The sequence below is a fragment of the Vulcanococcus sp. genome (genome assembly GCF_044369115.1).
GTDB lineage: Bacteria > Cyanobacteriota > Cyanobacteriia > PCC-6307 > Cyanobiaceae > Vulcanococcus.
In genome coordinates this window covers 1-15,561 of the sequence record NZ_JBIPMN010000044.1, presented here as the reverse complement: position 1 = coordinate 15,561, position 15,561 = coordinate 1, and the positions used below count along the sequence as shown (strand labels likewise).

Annotated in this window: 15 protein-coding genes and 1 tRNA gene; 12 read left to right on the top strand and 4 right to left on the bottom strand. The window is 63.3% G+C overall.

Annotation, left to right across the window (positions count from 1 at the left end; genetic code table 11):
- Positions 1-162: 162 nt before the first annotated feature.
- Positions 163-2,067 (top strand): ribonuclease catalytic domain-containing protein, encoded by a 1,905-nt coding sequence (locus ACIQ2E_RS04930; RefSeq protein ID WP_398327023.1) that lies wholly within the window; start codon positions 163-165, stop codon positions 2,065-2,067.
- On the opposite strand, the gene ACIQ2E_RS04925 is transcribed toward ACIQ2E_RS04930, so the two are convergent.
- A complete protein-coding gene (locus tag ACIQ2E_RS04925; protein WP_398327020.1) occupies positions 2,056-3,861 on the bottom strand; it encodes an FAD-dependent oxidoreductase in 1,806 nt (601 codons plus the stop codon). The genes ACIQ2E_RS04930 and ACIQ2E_RS04925 overlap by 12 nt on opposite strands.
- A gap of 78 nt (positions 3,862-3,939) precedes the next feature.
- Here ACIQ2E_RS04925 and ACIQ2E_RS04920 point away from each other — a divergent pair, with 78 nt between their 5' ends.
- Both ACIQ2E_RS04920 and lptC read left to right on the top strand, forming a co-directional pair.
- On the top strand, positions 3,940-5,508 hold the full coding sequence (locus tag ACIQ2E_RS04920; protein WP_398327017.1) for a methionine--tRNA ligase: 1,569 nt from the start codon (positions 3,940-3,942) through the stop codon (positions 5,506-5,508).
- Positions 5,509-5,518: 10 nt separating this feature from the next.
- Complete coding sequence (lptC, locus tag ACIQ2E_RS04915) at positions 5,519-6,691, top strand: LPS export ABC transporter periplasmic protein LptC (protein ID WP_398327014.1); 1,173 nt, start codon at positions 5,519-5,521, stop codon at positions 6,689-6,691.
- On the opposite strand, the gene ACIQ2E_RS04910 is transcribed toward lptC, so the two are convergent.
- Positions 6,624-7,286: a cofactor assembly of complex C subunit B gene (locus tag ACIQ2E_RS04910; protein WP_398327011.1), complete on the bottom strand. Its 663-nt coding sequence runs from the start codon at positions 7,284-7,286 to the stop codon at positions 6,624-6,626. The genes lptC and ACIQ2E_RS04910 overlap by 68 nt on opposite strands.
- Before the next feature lie 117 nt (positions 7,287-7,403).
- On the opposite strand from ACIQ2E_RS04910, the gene ACIQ2E_RS04905 reads away from it, so the two are divergent.
- From ACIQ2E_RS04905 to ACIQ2E_RS04875, 7 genes are all read left to right on the top strand, one after another.
- The gene (locus tag ACIQ2E_RS04905) at positions 7,404-7,838 is read left to right on the top strand and encodes a hypothetical protein (protein ID WP_398327008.1); all 435 of its coding nucleotides are present in this window, start codon (positions 7,404-7,406) and stop codon (positions 7,836-7,838) included.
- 33 nt (positions 7,839-7,871) lie between these two features.
- Positions 7,872-8,555, top strand: coding sequence for a photosystem II repair protein Psb32 (gene psb32, locus ACIQ2E_RS04900; protein ID WP_398327005.1), 684 nt, complete (start codon positions 7,872-7,874; stop codon positions 8,553-8,555).
- Between the two features lie 7 nt (positions 8,556-8,562).
- Complete coding sequence (gene pxcA, locus ACIQ2E_RS04895; protein WP_296443058.1) at positions 8,563-9,702, top strand: proton extrusion protein PcxA; 1,140 nt, start codon at positions 8,563-8,565, stop codon at positions 9,700-9,702.
- Entirely contained in the window at positions 9,692-10,279 is a 588-nt protein-coding gene (locus ACIQ2E_RS04890) for a bifunctional adenosylcobinamide kinase/adenosylcobinamide-phosphate guanylyltransferase (RefSeq protein WP_398327001.1), read from the top strand. Before pxcA ends, ACIQ2E_RS04890 begins: the two co-directional genes overlap by 11 nt.
- Positions 10,279-10,767: a tRNA (cytidine(34)-2'-O)-methyltransferase gene (locus tag ACIQ2E_RS04885; RefSeq protein ID WP_398326998.1), complete on the top strand. Its 489-nt coding sequence runs from the start codon at positions 10,279-10,281 to the stop codon at positions 10,765-10,767. The genes ACIQ2E_RS04890 and ACIQ2E_RS04885 overlap by 1 nt, the downstream gene beginning before the upstream one ends.
- Before the next feature lie 187 nt (positions 10,768-10,954).
- Positions 10,955-11,965 (top strand): peptidoglycan DD-metalloendopeptidase family protein, encoded by a 1,011-nt coding sequence (locus tag ACIQ2E_RS04880; protein WP_398326995.1) that lies wholly within the window; start codon positions 10,955-10,957, stop codon positions 11,963-11,965.
- A 54-nt stretch (positions 11,966-12,019) separates the two neighbouring features.
- Positions 12,020-12,093 (top strand) — tRNA-Met (locus ACIQ2E_RS04875).
- 313 nt (positions 12,094-12,406) lie between these two features.
- On the opposite strand, the gene ACIQ2E_RS04870 is transcribed toward ACIQ2E_RS04875, so the two are convergent.
- Positions 12,407-12,787 carry a MerR family transcriptional regulator gene (locus tag ACIQ2E_RS04870; RefSeq protein ID WP_398326992.1) on the bottom strand — a complete coding sequence of 127 codons (381 nt, stop codon included), beginning with the start codon at positions 12,785-12,787 and terminating at the stop codon, positions 12,407-12,409.
- A gap of 140 nt (positions 12,788-12,927) precedes the next feature.
- Between ACIQ2E_RS04870 and ACIQ2E_RS04865 the strand changes: the two genes are divergently transcribed.
- Both ACIQ2E_RS04865 and ACIQ2E_RS04860 read left to right on the top strand, forming a co-directional pair.
- Positions 12,928-13,179, top strand: coding sequence for a hypothetical protein (locus ACIQ2E_RS04865; protein ID WP_398326989.1), 252 nt, complete (start codon positions 12,928-12,930; stop codon positions 13,177-13,179).
- An 8-nt stretch (positions 13,180-13,187) separates the two neighbouring features.
- Positions 13,188-13,592, top strand: a complete 405-nt coding sequence (locus ACIQ2E_RS04860) for a hypothetical protein (RefSeq protein ID WP_398326987.1) — start codon at positions 13,188-13,190, stop codon at positions 13,590-13,592.
- Positions 13,593-14,149: 557 nt separating this feature from the next.
- Here ACIQ2E_RS04860 and ACIQ2E_RS04855 read toward each other — a convergent pair.
- Positions 14,150-15,561, bottom strand: a 1,412-nt coding sequence (locus ACIQ2E_RS04855; protein WP_398326984.1) for an iron uptake porin, incomplete at its 5' end; no start/stop codon positions are given.

Genomic DNA, 15,561 nt, shown 5'->3' with positions numbered 1-15,561 from the left:
CCTTCGTGAATCCCGAGGGCTGATCTCCTGGCATCCGCGGCGTTCCATCCCGGCGACCTGGTCGGTGTTCAGGAATCCCGCGGAGCTCAGCTCGCGGTTGTTGAAGCGATCCAAGGCAGCAAAGCTCGCCTGCGGATTGGCTTCGACGCCAAACAATCACTGTTGCCCCAGCGTCAGCTAGAGCTGATTTGCCCCCTGCCCTCTGGTGCCGATGCACCGCAGCGCCTGGGGGCCTCGCCTTGGAATCTCAGGCCGGAATCCATCCAACAAGACTGTCTCAGTCGTCGCGCATGGGGCGAAGCCTGGCTGCTGCTGCTGGATTCAGGTGAGACAGTTGCGCTGCGCGAGTTTGCTGATCTCGTATGCGGTGGCACCGAGCCCGCGCAGCTCGCGGTTTCCTGGCTTGAGCTGGTGGGTCCGCAGCTCTGGTTTCGCTTTAAGCAGGGGGAGATCCAGCCCCGCAGCGCTGCCGATCTAAAGCCGCTGCGGCGCGACCGGCGCCTCAAGCAGCTGGCTGAGCAACGCGAGCAGCAGTGGCAACAGCTGCTGCGCGGCCGTCAGCCGCTGCAGACCGAAGCCCTATCGCCTGAGCAGCAACGGCGGCTGGAGGTGCTCAAGCAGCTGGCGGCCGGTGCGCTGGAGCTCGAGCAGCTGGATCCAGCCCTGCGCCAGAGCCTTACGGCCCTGCATCTCGGCCACGACCGCGGCGATCTGCGCCATCTGCTGGTGGATCTGGGCCAATGGGACCGGCACCACCTGGTGTCGATGGGTGGCACCACCTGGAGCCTGGGCTTCAGCGCTGAGCTGGAGGCGGAAGCTAAGCGTCTGGTAGCGCTGAATTCACAGGAGCTGCCTGGTGATGCAGACCGGCTCGATCTCACGTGCCAGCGCTGCGTCACCATCGACGACGACGACACCCGCGACATCGACGACGGCCTGGCGCTTGAGCGCCGCCCTGATGGCTCCCTGCTGCTCTGGATCCACGTGGCGGATCCGGGCCGCCTGGTTGAGCCGGAGTCGCTGCTGGATCTGGAGGCTCGTCGTCGCGGCAGCAGCCTCTACCTGGCCAGCGGCAACCTGCCGATGTTCCCTTTAGAGCTCACCACGGGGCCCTTCAGCCTGCGCGCCGGCGTTCGCAGTGCGGCTTGGAGCACCTGGGTTGATCTCGACGCTGAGGGTGATATTGCCGACTACGGCATCGTGCGCAGCTGGGTTAAGCCCACCTTCCGGCTGAGCTACAGCGATGCCGATGATCTGATCGATCTGGCGCCGCCCGAAGAGCCCGATCTGGCTGATTTGGATCAGCTGCTCAACCGCCGGCGTGAGTGGCGCGTTGGTAGGGGCGCACTGTTGATGGATCTGCCGGAAGGGCGCATCCGCAGCCGGGACGGCGAGCCTGTGCTGGAGGTGAGTGAGCCGAGCCCATCACGGGCAATGGTGGCTGAAGCCATGATCCTTGCCGGTGCGATCGCGGCTCGTTTTGCGGTGGAGCACAACCTGGCCCTGCCCTTCCGCAGTCAGCTGCCGGCCGAGCTGCCCCCGCAGGCAGAGCTCGAGCAACTGCCGGATGGCGCCGTGCGTTTCGCTGCGATCAAGCGCTGCCTTGGTCGGGGTTTGATGGGAACCCGGGCCGCTCCACATTTCAGTCTGGGACTGCCGGCCTACGCCCAGGCCACTTCACCGATTCGCCGCTATGGCGATCTGGTGGTGCAACGGCAGATTCAGGCCCAGCTCAGCGGCGGCACACCACTCAGCGAAGACGGCCTCCAGGAGTTGCTGAACAGCTTCGATGGAGCTGTTCGCGAGGGTATCGGCATTTCCCGCGAAGACCAGCGCCATTGGCAACAGGTGTGGTTTGAAGCCCACAAGAGCGGCCAATGGCATGCTGAATTCCTGCGGTGGCTCCGCCCCCAGGACCGCCTGGGCCTGGTTCGCATCGACGAACTGGCGATGGACCTGGCGGCTGACTGTCCACAGAACGCCCAGCCCGGAGAAGCGCTGCTGCTGCGGGTGCAGCAGGTGGATTCCCTGCGAGATCAGCTGAGGCTGGTGGCCTCAGCCAGCTAGGCGCGACACCCTTAGCCAGGGCCCCCAGGGGTTCGCGTTGGCGATCAGCTTCACCGCCTTGCAGCCCTCCAGCTGGTTCAGCCAGTGGTGCATCGATGGCTCGAGCGTGATCAGGGGCCACACCATACCGCTGTTGGTGATGAAGCTGAACCCGCCGTTGGCTTCCGCCTGAATCGTGCCCGACCACAACTGTTCGAGCCGGCTCGCCGGGAGCATGTCCTGAGTCGTTGAGCCATCAGAAGCCAGACCATGCGCGAACTGTTGTGGGTTTGTCAGCACAGCCTCTTGCCGCTGACGCCACTGGGGGTGATGCCAGGGTGTATCCCACAACGGAGCCACAGCCGACGGGGCCAGGGGATCTGCGATCAAGGCATTCTGAACTTCCCGCACGGGTAGCTGAGCGGGGGGCAGGCCCACACGCACAGCCAGCGCCGCTGCCGCTCCTGCCGCCTGCCCCACGTTCAGGATCAGGGGCTGCAGGCGCGTGGCACCGTTTGCCATGTGGCTGGTGCTGAAGGCCTTATCGGCAGCCAAGAGGTTGTCGATGGCTTCACTCACCAGGGCGCCATAGGGGATGCAGAAGGGCGTACCTGTCCAGCGGCCACCCCAGCGGCAGCTTTTCGGCGCCAGGGGCCAGTCAGGCCCGGGGTAGTGGTGGTCGTTGGCGTAGTTGCCCACCGCGATCGACTGCAGCTCAACGGCGTCATTCAGCGGCAGGGGGGCAACGGAGGTCGCGCTGGCTTGCGGTAGTAAGTCCTGCTCAATCAGCGTCTGGCGACCGATCAGGCGCCGGCCTTCGCGCCAGTAGGGCATGGCGGCAAGCCAGGGGGCTGGGCTGCCTGCCTCCGCTGGAAAGGCGTCGCCGAGCTGCAGCCAGCCCCCGCTGGCCTCTTGCAGCGCCTCGGCAAAGCGCAGGCTCTGGGCTTGCATTTCGCCGTAGAGCTCTGCTTCCTGGCTCGCTGTCCCGCTGAAGCCCCGCTCCAACCCCTCATGCCAATCGTTGCCGTGCAGCGGCCAATTCAGCATCACCAGCCCGCCGGGTAAGCGCCCGTAGGCGAGGGTGCGCTCAAGCCCGAAGGCTTCACAGGCCTGCTCAAACGGCTGAGGCAGCGGTGGTTTCCCAGCCGGATCGATGCCTTTCGTGGGTTCGGTCGCGAGCCGATCGCTCTGCAGCTGCCCCATCACCACCCATGTGGGTGATTGCAGGGGCTGCTCGCGGAAGAAGGCTTCGCTCTCCAACCGCTGTTGGGTCGGTGCACTTGGTTCACCCCACTGCTCCTGTGGCTCCCAACCCAGCCGGAACGGCGCCTGCGCCAGGGGCAAGAGATCGCCGCGGTCGCTTCCATCAATCACCACCTGACAGCGCACGCGCCGCTGCTCGCCAGCGACCTCCATGCGCAGTGCGGTGATCAGTGATCCCTGCCGCTCGACCTCCAAGAGGCTGCAGCGAGGCCACCAGACCAGTTTTGATTCGGCCTTGACCCAGTCCTGCAGGATCGCTTCGGCGGTGCTGGGTCGGTAGCCGAAACAGCTCACCCAGTTGTGATCGAGCCCCTCGGGTTCACGGCGCTCCAGTTCCCGCAGGAAGGCACCCCACAGCCCCGTCTGCCAAGGCGTGAGCTCATTGCCATCCGGGCAGCACACTCCGGCGGCGCTCACCATCCCCCCCAACCAGCTCCCGGGCGTCAGCAGCAGCGTGGTGGCGCCAGCGCGGGCGGCCTGAATCGCTGCTGCAATGCCACCCGTACCGCCGCCCCACACCAGCACATCCACCGCGTCGATCGCTGGGGTCATCGGCTTCGCGAGCGCAACTGCAAAGAGCCTCGCAGGACTGCGCTGAAACCCACGGCCCTGCTCCGTAGGATCCGCTCGATGACTTACACCCTCACCACCCCGCTCTACTACGTCAACGACAAGCCGCACCTGGGCAGCGCCTACACCACGCTGGCGTGTGATGCCCTGGCTCGGTTTCAGCGGCTCAAGGGTGAGCAGGTGCTGTTCATCACCGGCTGCGATGAGCACGGGCAGAAGATCCAACGAACAGCGGAAGCCGCTGGGCTTAGCCCCCAGGCCCACTGCGATGGCGTGAGCGCGCAATACCGGGAGCTCTGGGACCGCTGGCAGATCACCAACAACCGCCTGATCCGCACCACCGATCCGCGCCACCGCCAGATCGTGGAGCAGTTCTTCTCCAGGGTGGAAGCCAGCGGCGATATCGTGGAAGGCCGCCAGCAGGGCTGGTACTGCGTTGCCTGTGAGGAATTCAAAGACGATCCCCACGAAGCTCAGGACCCTGAATGCCCCACCCACAAGCGGCCGCTGGAGTGGCGGGATGAAGTCAATTTGTTTTTCCGGCTCTCGCGCTATCAGGAGCAGATCGAGGCGTTGATCGCCCACCCGGGTTTTGTCCAGCCCGCCAGCCGCCGCAACGAGGTGGAGAACTTCGTGAAGCAGGGGCTGCGTGATTTCTCGATTTCACGCGTGAACCTGCCCTGGGGCATCCCCGTGCCCGGCCATGAGGGCCACACCTTTTATGTGTGGTTTGACGCGCTGCTCGGTTACATCACAGCCCTGCTCGAAGAGGGCGACCTTCCCGATCTCGAAACGGCCCTGAGCCGGGGCTGGCCTGCCTCCGTGCATGTGATCGGCAAGGACATCCTGCGCTTCCACGCCGTGTACTGGCCGGCGATGCTGCTTTCAGCCGGGTTGCCGCTTCCGGCGAAGGTGTTTGGCCACGGCTTCCTCACCCGCGAGGGCCAGAAGATGGGCAAATCCCTGGGCAACGTGCTCGATCCGGCGGAGCTGCTCGAGCGGTGCGGGCGGGATGCGGTGCGTTGGTATCTGCTGCGCGATATCCCTTTCGGCGACGACGGCGATTTTCAGAAGCAGCGCTTCAGCGATCTGGTGAACAACGACCTGGCGAACACCATCGGCAACATGCTCAACCGCACCAGCTCGATGGCGCGCCGCTGGTTTGAGAACGCCGTGCCCGCAGCCTCAGCGGCCATGGGCAGCGATCATCCACTCGCCCTGGCCGCCGCCCAGGCCCGCACGGTGGTGCTGCAAGGCCTGGAGGAGCTGGAGTTCCGCAGTGCCGCAGAAGCCTCCCTGCAGTTGGCCATTGCCGCTAACGGCTTCCTCAACGAGCAGGCCCCCTGGAGCCGGATGAAGCAGGACGGCACGCGCGATCAGGTGGCGGATGACCTTTACGCCGTTCTCGAAGCCGCTCGGATCACGGCCCTGCTGATGGCACCGCTTCTACCGGATCTCAGCGCGCGCATGCTGCTGCAGCTCGGCCAGAGCATCCCGGATTCCTCGGCCACCGCTCAGCCCGATGGCGCCTGGCTGTCTCAACTGGAGTGGGGCGGGCTGCAGAGTGGGGCGCCGCTGCCAGAGCCTTCGCCGGTGATGGCCCGCCTTGAACTGAGCGAGCCCCTTTGATCCGATTGCCGTGAAACGTCTCGCTGGGGTTGCGATCGCCCTGATGCTTAGCGGCTGCGTCAGCAGCAAGCCGAAGGTGCCGCCGCCCTCCGAGCCATTTGTGTTCAAGTCGCTGGACCTCGAACAGCAGGATGCCAAGGGGCGGCCCGCCTGGAACCTGAAGAGTCCGGAAGCCCGCTACGACATCACCCGTCAGGTGGCCCAGGCTCGCCAACCGCGTGGCACGGTGTTCAAACACGGCAAGGCCAACATTCGCATCAGCGCCACCAGCGCCACCGTGATTGGCGATGGACAGGCCATCCAGCTGGAAGGTGCTGTTGAGATCACCCTGCTGGGCAACAACCCTGTGCGGATTACGGGAGAACAGGCCCGCTGGATTCCGAGCCAGTCGCTGATGCTGATCGATCGCAAGCCGGCAGCGCTGGATCGTCAGTCGCGCATCACCGCGCAGTTGGCCACGTACTACCTCGAACGTGACCTGATCGAGCTGCGCGGCTCCCCAGTGCTCGAGCAGTGGGATCCCAAGGCCAAGGCCAATGCCAATGCCAGTGCCAAGCCCGCCCCCTTGCGCGTGCAAACGGCCCAGGTGGACTGGAAGCCTGAGCAGGGTGATCTCAAGGCTCCACAGCAGGTGCGCGGCCTACGCCGCGACAAGGATGGCCAGCTCAACCTCACCGCCTCTGCGCTCAACGGAAACCTGCGGGATGGGTTTGTTGATCTGATCGCTCCGGTGCAGGTGCGTGATCCCAAGCGCAAGGGTTGGCTCAATGCGCAGCAGACCCGCTGGTTGATCAACGACCAACAACTGAGCAGCGATCAACCCTTCCAGGGGGCTTTCAACAAGCTGCAGGGAGAGGGGCAGCAGTTCAAGGTGAATCTCGCCACCAGCACCGTGTTCATTCCTGCTGGCTGCAACCTGCGTCAGCCTTCAGAGCACCTCACAGCCCACTTTTGCGAATGGAACTGGCCCACAGGCCTTTTCCAGGCCCAAGGGGACGTTGTGCTGCGCCGCCAGGCTTACAAGCAGATCACCCGCTCCAGCGAGTTGCGGGGCTCGATCGGCAAAGACGGCACCGCTGTGTTCAGTTCTCCAGGAGCCAAGGTGAACTCCCAGTTCACGCTCCCGCCGGCTCAGAAGGTGGCCAAACAGCAGGGTCGTTCAGCTCCTGCAGTGCGCTTCTGAGCTTGAGGCTCCAGCCCTCCAGCCAGGTTTCATCGCTGCGGCTGAAACAGCGCGGAGACCATCCTGCAAGCAGCAGCACGCCCTGATCGCCAATCGGCTGAACGATCACCGCCGGAATGCCACTTGGTAGCCCCTGAAATTCATCACGCCCTGGGTACAGCTTGAGGTTCACCAGACCAATTGCCTTGCCGGTGTTCCAGGCCCGCTGGCAGATCGCTCCCGGGGCAAAACCGCCGACGCCCAGCACACCACGCTCGAGCAACGTGCGCCCCTGCCAGTACAGCAGCACCGTGGCAGCCGGTGTGGCTGTGAGCAACATCTGGCTGCCCCAGGCCAGCTCCTGGCGCAACGGTTCGGGCAGAACGTCTGCAAGACGCAAGCCCTGCTCACCCTCGAGCTCGACGCGCTCCGGTGCAACGGGAACGGCACGCGTCCAGAGGATCGACACCAGCATCAAGCCCACCGCCAAGAAGCTGGCCAGCACTCCCGCCCGCTCCAGCGCCGGGGTGAGTTGTGGCGCCGTGAGCTGATTCACCACACACAAGGCGAGGCCGGCCACACCGGCGCTGAGACAGAGGCGGGCGGCAAGGCCCATCGCAGCGAAAGAGGCAAAGATGGTCGTCGCACCCTCTCACAACTGGTGACAAAGGAATTGGCAGGCCTGTGGCATTAGCGCTCGAATACAGCCACTGCCCGCGGATCGGCACCAGCCATGGCCAACCTCAGCGCTTCCCCCATCAGCACCGCAGCGGAAGCGTTTGCCGCGATCGCCCTGGCGGCCGTGGCCTGTGATGGCGAGCTGGCCAGCCTGGAAGCCAGGAGCCTGCGCCAACAGCTCGAATTTCGCGAGCCCTACTGCCAGCTCAGTGATCTGGCGATGGGGGAGCTGCTCGATCGCCTGCTGCAGCTGCTCCGTAAGCAGGGATGGGAAGCCCTCGTGAGCAACGCGGCTCCCTTGCTGCCCCCCGAAGCCGCCGAAACCGCTCTCGCCGTGGCGGCTGCTCTCACCCAAGCTGACCACGTGGAATCCACAGCCGAGCAAACCTTCCTGGCAACCCTTAGTCAGGCTTTGGCTGTGGAGAGCGAGCGTGCCCGCGTGATTGTTGATGTGGTGGCCATCCTCAACCGCGACAGCCTGGCGGGCTGACGGCAGACTGTGTCGAACCATCCGACTGCATCCGTGGGGCACGTGATTCGCGCGCGTCTGTCGGCAGTACTGCTGAGTGCAGCGCTGCTGTTTGCCTGCCTTGCCCTTCCAGCGGCGGCTGGGGCTACCGGTGCGGCCGACTTTCCAGGGCAGCCTCCGGCCAGCCACGTGATCGATCAGGCCGATCTGCTCAGCCGCGCTGCAGACACCGAACTGGATCGCCGCCTGCAGGAGTTCGGCGGTGACCACATCGATGCCCGCCTGGTCACCCTGCGCCGCCTCGATTACGGGCTGAGCCTCGATGCCCTGGGTGAGCAGCTGATGGAGCGCTGGAGCGCCGATGAACCGGATCGCTCCCTGCTCTTGCTGTTGATCGAATCGCAGAACAACAGCGCCGCCGTGGTGGCCTCCCCCGATCTCGAGGGTCAGTTGCCCGGCGAACTGCTCTCGAGCACAGCGATCAGCACGATGGGGCTGCCCCTACGTGAGGGTGCCCGCTACCGCCAGGCCAGCGTTGATGCCCTGGATCGTCTGGCTGTGGTGCTCAATGGCGGCGAAGATCCCGGCCCGCCGCAACTGGCGGAGCGCATGCCGATCGAAACCAACATCCCCACCCGTGAGGAAACCCAGTCGAGCAATGCCTTCCTGTGGGTTGTCGTGTTGCTCGTGGTTGGCACACTGGTGCCGATGATCACCTGGTGGGTCTTCTCCCGCTGAAGCAGCTATGGGGTTGACCGATTGGATGGGCGCGTTTGACCGCGCCACCACCAGCGATCTGAGTCTGAATCTGGAGCGGGCCTACGAGGCTGCGTTGCTGATTCAGAGCCTGGAGCTCGAGTACTACAACGACCGCCCTGTTCGCCCAGAGTTGCAGCTGAGCATTCCCAAGCAGGCCCAGGCGCAGATGTTGCGCCGCTTCCGGGCTGCGCTTGAGGTGTGCCAGGAGAACCTGCCCACCCTGCAGAACCGCCGCGGCGAGCTCGACAGTCAGGAGCTGCGACAGCTGCAGCTGATCCAATCGGTGGCGTCGCGCTATCAGCGCCGCAGTGGCTCCACCAGCCTGTCGCGCGCGCCTGAGTTGCTGCCTCGCAGCCTGCTGGGCGTATTCGATGGGGTGCGCCGGCAGCTGGATCCCGAGGCTGAAACGGCTTTGTTGGAGGGCTTTCGCCGCCGGCGCAGCTCCACGCTGGTGTCGCTGCGGATCTTCCTGCTGATGATCCTGGTGCCATTGATCGTGCAACAAACCAGCCGCACGCTGGTGATCTCACCGCTGCTGGATCGTTTCGCACCGGACATTCCCTTCCTCAGCTACACGAAGCCGCACCTGCAGGAAAAGGCGGTGAACAAGCTGCGCATCTACCAGCAGGAACTCGAATTTGAAGCCTTGTTGGAAGGCAAAGCTCCTCCTTCACCCGAGGAGATCCAAACGGCCCTGATGGCTCGCGCCAATCAGCTCAAACAGGACGCGGATGACGAGAGCCTGGAAGCCACCAAAAACGTGCTGGCCGACCTGGCAGCCCTGGTGGGCTTCACGCTGGTGTGTGTGCTCGGCCGGCGCGATCTGCAGGTGCTGCGGGGATTCCTCGATGAAGCCGTGTATGGCCTTAGCGATAGCGCGAAAGCCTTCGCGATCATCCTGTTCACCGACATCTTTGTGGGCTTCCACAGTCCTGAAGGCTGGACGGTGCTGCTCGATGGCATCGCCCACCACTTGGGTCTGCCGGCGGAGGAGAACTTCATCCTCTTGTTCATCGCCACCTTCCCGGTGGTGCTGGCCACGATCTTCAAGTACTGGATCTTCCGCTACCTCAACCGCGTCTCTCCCTCTGCCGTTGCCACCCTGCGCGGCATGGATGGTGGTTGAGCAAGCCTCAGTTCAACTGCCACCTCGCGGTCTGATCCTGATCAGCGGACCCAGCCGCGGGGGCAAGAGCAGCTGGGCCGAGCACTTGGCCCAGGGATGGGCCGGCCCCGTGGACTACCTGGCCACAGGACCGGCATCAGGCAGCGATCCCAGTTGGTCTGAGCGGGTGCAGGCGCATCAGTGCAGGCGGCCGGATCACTGGCGCTGCCGCGAGGTGGGAGGCCAGTTGGTGGACGATCTGCGCGCCACTGCCCCTGGCACCACACCCGTTTTGCTGTTGATCGATTCGCTGGGCACTTGGGTGGCCTGGCATCTCGAGGACACAACGCTGCAGTGGCACAACCGATGTGAGCAGCTGGTGGAGGCCCTCGCCCAGCAAGAAGGCCCTGTGCTGTTGGTTGTTGAAGAAACGGGCTGGGGCGTCGTGCCCCCCACGGCCATTGGCGGTTTGTTCCGCGATCGACTCGGAGCCCTCCAGCAAACCCTGATGCAGCACTGCCACACTGCCTGGCTGGTGGTGGCGGGGCAAGCGCTCAATCTGAGTGTGCTGGGTCACCCCGTACCGCCGAGCGACTGATGCCCCGCCTGGTGCTGTTTCAGCCTGAAATCCCGCCCAACACCGGCAATGTGGCGCGCACCTGCGCGGCCACCCGCACGGAGTTGCATTTGATTGAGCCCCTCGGCTTTGAAATCAGCGACCGCACGCTCAAGCGCGCAGGCCTGGATTATTGGCCATGGGTGGATCTGCACCGGCATGCCGATTGGATGACCTTCCGCGAGCAGCAACAACGCCGAGGTGGTCGGTTGCTGGCTCTGAGCCGCCACGGGAGCGAGCCTTATACCAAGCTGCGCTATCGAGCCGACGACTGGTTGCTGTTCGGCCGAGAAACCAGCGGCTTGCCGGCTGAGTTGGTGGCCCAGGCGGATGCCTGCCTTGCGATTCCTATGCCTGGAGCGATTGAGCACGGCGGCGGCGTGCGCAGCTTGAACCTCGCTACCGCCGCGGGGGTGGTGCTGTTCGAGGCGATCCGTCAGCTGGAGCTGACGCGTGGGGGATCAGCCTGATTCGCCCAGATCGGCTGGTAGCACGGGCTTTTTTCATTTGGTCAACCAAAAGAGTGACCACGAATACTTGCAGCGCTGTGTTCAAGCCGTTACTGTCAGCGCGGTTCGCGGATGCTGGCTTCTCCGCTGAGCTTTGACCTCTGGCCAATCGTGCATGAAGCCTTATCAATTCTTATTCACGACACTGGTGAGTACAAGCGCGATCGGCGCCGTAGCCACTGTTGCCGGCCCCTCGATCGCCGATTCGCGTCCGCCATATCCCACTCCCCTGTCCTCCTCCGCTACCCATGAGCAGTTGATCGCAGCACTGCCCACCACCGATCGCCTCTGGGTGAAGGTGCGCAGCGCTATCTCGATCGAAGAACTCGCAGATAAGCTGGCTCAAGACGAGAGCAAGCTCGCCAGGCTCAACGACGTCAATGAAGACCATTCCTTTCGTAGCGGCGACTGGCTTGTCCTCCCCAGCCAGAGCAGCAAAAAGGTCAAGCAGCTCGCCGCCATTGATACCAGTGAGCTGCGCCGTTCCCCACCGCTAGCCGCACCGCCCGAGCCGCAAGAGCCCGCTCGCGTCAGGCTGGGCGACAACCTGGCAAAGATCGCAACCCGCTACAACCTCAGCATTGCGGAGCTGCTACGCCTGAACCCGGGACTGCAAGCCGCTCGCCTGGTGGCTGGCACGCAGATTCGGGTGGCAAACTCCACGCCTGGACGAAGCCGGATGATTCTGGGCTTGAAGCCCACTGCTTCAGGCGGTCTGAGCTGGCCCGACCAGCCCGATTTCGGCTTCGGCAATGATCCTGGCGCTGAACCGGCCGATACCGGCTGGATCTGGCCTACCAAGGGCATCTTCACGTCCGGCTATGGCTGGCGTTGGGGCCGCATGCACAAGGGCATCGATGTGGCCAACAACGTGGGCACTCCGATCGTTGCTGCCCGCAGCGGAGAAGTGGTGGTGGCTGGTTGGGATGACGGCGGCTACGGCTACTTGGTGGAGCTTCGCCACCCCGATGGATCCCGCAGCCGCTACGCCCACAACAGCCGCATCCTGGTGCGCGTTGGCCAAGTGGTGAGCCAAGGCACCGTCATCTCTCAGATGGGCAGCACCGGCCGCAGCACCGGCCCTCACCTGCACTTTGAAATCCTCCCCCCCGGTCGCGGTGCTGTGAATCCGCTTCAGTTCTTACCGGCGCGGGCCTGAACTCCCGGCGCCACAAGGATCCAGGCAGACGATCCTCTACAATCCAACCACCGCGGCTCGGTAGCTCAGCTGGTTAGAGCGTGGGATTCATAACCCCAAGGTCGGGAGTTCAAGTCTCCCCCGAGCCACTTTGAGCGAGAAGCTCTGTGCCCTGCTTCGGCGGGGCTTTTTTGTTGTCTGGTCCGGTCCCAGAGGCTCAGAAACTGAGCCTCAAACGATCACCTTGAAGTCGTTTGAGGCAGGGGTTGTTGTGTAACAACTCCCCGCATCCATCTCGTTGGAGTGATGTTCGCACTCCGGTCTCAGCGAGAGGATGCATGGCAGATCTACTCAAGAGAGCTCATCTCCACGCGTGCATAGCTCGCAACTCGATACAGGGCTCTGAGAGATCCATCCCCACGCACGAGTGATGTTGAGGTCGCTCTTGCTAGCGACAGGAGCTCAGGGGTGCTTGAGGCCACCACACTCCTGCCATGAGCTCAACAATTGAGCCAGTTCGGCCTTCATCGCCAACAACTCGGCAAGCCGCTGATCGATCGATTGGATGCGGGTCTCAATGCTGCTTTTGAGAGCGTTGCAGTTGCAGTGACCTTGTCGCCGCACCTCGAGGATCCGTTTGAGCTCAGGCAGAGGCACGTCCATCGTCCGTAAGGCACGGATCAGGCCCAATTCCGCCACCACAGCGGGAGCGAACAGCCGATAGCCCCCCTCAGAGCGGCAAACAGCGTGAATCAATCCTTCATCGCTGTAGAAGCGCACCGTTTTCACAGGCAAACCGCTCGCCTGCGCGACCTGACCAATCCGTAGAGCCGGAGCCTCCACGCACAACCCTCCAGACACGGGAATCTGCGCTCAGCCTAAGGAGAGATGGAGGGTGACGATTTCACGACATAAAGACTCCGCTAGCTCCATCAGACTGGAGGGTTGGGCTAACTTGCAGAAAAGTTGTTCTCAACATGTCCTTGCTGCAGGCCCCTGTCGTCAGGAGGCTTCCTCAGCTGTTCAGCATGATCGCGGTCGCCACGGGCATTCAGTTCATTGGAGCGGCACAGGCCAACCCCGGTGGCGTGCCTGCCCTGTACGCCACCAAGGCAGAAGCCGAGGCCGCCGCGAAGAAGCACTTCAACTGCACCGGGGCCCACCAGATGGGCAACCAATGGATGCCCTGCACCACCCATGGGCAATCCTCTAGCACCACCCAGCACAAACACTGAGAGCAATCATGGCCAGCTGCGGTGAACCGCCGAAACTGATTGCAGTCGGCATTGCCCCCTTGGGGATCGTGTCGATCGGTGTCGTGCCCATGGGTGTGGTCAGTATCGGCGTGGTGCCGATGGGGGTGCTCAGCCTTGGCGTTGTGGGCATGGGTGTGGTGAATGCCTGTGTGGTGGGAATGGGCGTGGTGGTGGCTGGCCTCAATGCCATGGGGGTCTGGACGATGAGTCCTGGCAGCGGGCATCAGCACCACAGCAGCGGCGCTGCCCAAGAGCAATTGATGGCTTATCCCAGCAAGCAGGTGGCGCTGGAGAAAGCACACGCACTGGGCTGCGAGGGCGTGCATGCCATGGGCGATCTGTGGATGCCCTGCTCAGACCATCCCAGTCATCCCTCTACACACCAACACTGAAACCATGAACGCCTTGCGTTGCTGCAGCCTGGCACTGATTGCCGTCTTGCTAACCACAACGTCATCCGTCTTCGCCTGCAAAAAACATCAAGACCCCCAACAATCAAACACGCAGGAAGGATCAACAAAGCCCCAGAATTCGCCTCAGCCAAACCCGCGTTGATACTGGCGACTAAAACCTTCCCTCACCAGAAAGAACCGGCTGACAGGCAAGAAGCCACCCAAACAACATCACAATCCTTATCCGAAGCGTAAGCGCCATTGAGATCCCACGCCCAGAGCATCCCAGTCATCCTTCCAACCACCAACACTGATTCCATGAACCTCCTACGCAGCCTCAGCCTGGCACTGGTTGTCACATTGCTGGCCTCAACAGGTTCCGTCCTGGCCTGTGGCGGCGGCGGTTCAGGCAGCTACCGCAAGCCCGCACGCCCCGGCCAACAGCACCACACCACTTCGACACCCGCTGCCCAACCAGGATCGCCAGCTCCCCAGAACGCCCCGCAGTAGGGGCGTCTGAGAGCTGCCGAACGCCTGGTTTTCCGGCGAGCTTCCGATCAGAATCGGAAGCTCGTCTTTACCAGTCCGCCGAACTGGCTGAAGCTCTCACCCGCTGGTGTGGCTTCACCCAAGGGCCGGCTCAGATAGATCAAAGCCGGCGTGACCGTGATGTTGTCGGTCACCTGGAACTTGTACCACCATTCCCACACATAGTTGCCGTCGTTGGGTGTAACGCCACCGGTGAGCGCTGTGGCAAACACGGGCTGGGCCACCGCGAAGCCGAAATCGTTCCCTTTCTGGAAGACATCGGTCCACTGCAGACCCACCATCCACGACTGACTGGTGCTCAGACTGCCTGCCGGCTGTGCAACGCTGTAGCTGGTACTGTTGATGCCCCAGCCAATGCTCACTGAAGGCCACCAACCACTGTCCAAGGGCTGCCAGTAGGCGCTCAGACCAAGGGCATTGGTTTTGGCGTTGATGTTGTGATCAATCGCACTGTGGGTAAACGGCGTTGTGCCAGGAACGAACTGGGTTTCAGGCTGCACATAACTCCAGATGGCTGCCAGACCCCACTGCTCCTGCTGATAGGCGAGCTGCACACTGCCAGTGGCACCGGAAAACTTGTTCCCAAGTCCACCACCACCATCTTCAGCGGGAACCGACGGATTACCCGACTGGCCATTCGAAGCCACATAGTTGGCGCTGATGCTGAAACCGCCGCTCTGCCACCAGGCACCCGCGCCAGGGCCAAGGTTCTTGCTGTAGGCGGCGGGGGCGCCATTCACCGTCATCACGTTGAGGATGGTGTCAGCTGGATACACGCTCGGCCAGAGAGCGAGCATGTCTTCCTGACCAACACGACCACCCAGGGTGAAGGTGAACTGGCCAACAGGGAATTGATAGAAGAGCTTGTCAATAGCCACGATATTGGGGCCTGCATCTTCTTCAAAGGCGATTTCCAGCTCTGAGAGGGCAAGTGCATGGGGATCACCGCCAAACACGCTGCTCCCGAAGTTGCCGGCGCGCAGATTAGTGCGCAGCAAATCCTTGCCGGTGAAGCTGGTGTCGAAGGTGAGCTGCACGTCGTAGTTGAACGTGGCGGCATTCGGAAGGGGCACCGGTGTCCGCGATTTGCCAGTGATGGAATTGGGCGCACGGTTCACGGTGTTGGCCCCCGTGTTGATGGCTGAACCGCTGAAGGCGTTCGCACCCACCACAAACGTGGCCAAACCCGAAAGCTTGCTGGTGGTGGAGAACTGGGTGGCTTCCAGCTCAGCAACCTTGGCCTCGAGGCCATCCACACGGCCTTTGAGCACGGCGAGTTCCTTTTCGAACTCCTTCATCAGGCGCTTGAGCTCGTCGGTCACTTCGGTGATCCGATCGAGGCAGGCGTTCAGCAGGGCGGCCGCTTCAAAGCGGGTCATCGCACGGCTGCCGCGGTAGGTGCCGTTGGGGTAGCCGGCCA

Coding starts and splice junctions, on each gene's coding strand:
- ACIQ2E_RS04920 (WP_398327017.1), top strand. CDS start 3,940: ATGACTTACACCCTCACCACCCCGCTCTACTACGTCAACGACAAGCCG.
- ACIQ2E_RS04890 (WP_398327001.1), top strand. CDS start 9,692: ATGGTGGTTGAGCAAGCCTCAGTTCAACTGCCACCTCGCGGTCTGATC.
- ACIQ2E_RS04885 (WP_398326998.1), top strand. CDS start 10,279: ATGCCCCGCCTGGTGCTGTTTCAGCCTGAAATCCCGCCCAACACCGGC.
- pxcA (WP_296443058.1), top strand. CDS start 8,563: ATGGGGTTGACCGATTGGATGGGCGCGTTTGACCGCGCCACCACCAGC.
- ACIQ2E_RS04910 (WP_398327011.1), bottom strand. CDS start 7,286: ATGGGCCTTGCCGCCCGCCTCTGTCTCAGCGCCGGTGTGGCCGGCCTC.
- ACIQ2E_RS04905 (WP_398327008.1), top strand. CDS start 7,404: ATGGCCAACCTCAGCGCTTCCCCCATCAGCACCGCAGCGGAAGCGTTT.
- ACIQ2E_RS04925 (WP_398327020.1), bottom strand. CDS start 3,861: ATGACCCCAGCGATCGACGCGGTGGATGTGCTGGTGTGGGGCGGCGGT.
- ACIQ2E_RS04860 (WP_398326987.1), top strand. CDS start 13,188: ATGGCCAGCTGCGGTGAACCGCCGAAACTGATTGCAGTCGGCATTGCC.